An 891-nucleotide genomic window follows, 5' to 3' on the forward strand; every position below is an offset into this window, starting at 1 on the left:
GAGGCAGCCGATTGCTGCTCATTCAGGGCCTTGGTCATGTCGGTATCGATGAAGCCCGGCGCCACGCAGTTCACGGTGATGTTGCGGCTACCGACTTCACGCGCCAGGGCCCGACTCATGCCGGCCACGCCAGCCTTGGCGGCGGCATAGTTCATCTGGCCGGGGTTACCAGCCTCGCCCACCACCGAGGTGATGTTGATGATGCGACCGCTGCGGGCCTTCATCATGCCGCGCAGCACGGCGCGCGAAAGACGGCCTACGGCGGTGAGGTTGGTGGCGATGACGTTATCCCATTCCTCCTCCTTCATGCGCATGGCCAACTGGTCCTGGGTGATGCCGGCATTGTTGACCAGGATCGAGAGTGCGCCGAATTCCTTCTGCACCTGCTCCACCAGGGCCACGCTGGCCTGGGCGTCATTGACGTTCAACACCGCGCCGCGACCCGCTTCCGGGCCCAGCGCCGCCAGGTACTCGGTGATGGCGGCAGCGCCCGACTCCGAGGTAGCCGTACCGACCACCTTGGCGCCCTGTTTTGCCAGCTCGGTGGCGATGGCACGGCCAATACCGCGCGACGCGCCGGTCACCAGGGCGACCTGGCCCTGCAGATTCTGTGCACTCATTTCAGCAACTCCAATACTTTGTTCAGGGATTCCTGGTCAACGATGGCCTCACCCACCAGCTCGCCATTGATACGCTTGGTCAGGCCGGTCAAGACCTTGCCCGGACCACATTCGACCAGATGCGTGACGCCCTCGGCGGCCATCTTCTGCACCGTCTCGACCCAGCGCACCGGCGCAGCGGCCTGGCGCACCAAGGCATCCTTGATGGGCGGCGGATCATTGACCACGGCCACATCCACGTTGTTGATCAGCGGGATCTGCGGGGCGGAAA

1 protein-coding gene and 1 pseudogene are annotated in these 891 nt (G+C 64.4%); both read right to left on the reverse strand.

Annotated elements, in window-relative coordinates:
- The coding region (fabG, locus tag I5W_RS04080; RefSeq protein WP_044528279.1) for a 3-oxoacyl-ACP reductase FabG at window positions 1-620 on the reverse strand (620 nt) is incomplete at its 3' end.
- Window positions 617-891 (reverse strand): annotated as a pseudogene (locus I5W_RS04085) (ACP S-malonyltransferase); the annotation flags it as partial. The pseudogene I5W_RS04085 and the gene fabG, both read right to left, overlap by 4 nt.

Source organism: Herbaspirillum sp. B65 (assembly GCF_000333555.1).
In the GTDB taxonomy this organism is placed as follows: Bacteria; Pseudomonadota; Gammaproteobacteria; order Burkholderiales; family Burkholderiaceae_D; genus Herbaspirillum; species Herbaspirillum rubrisubalbicans.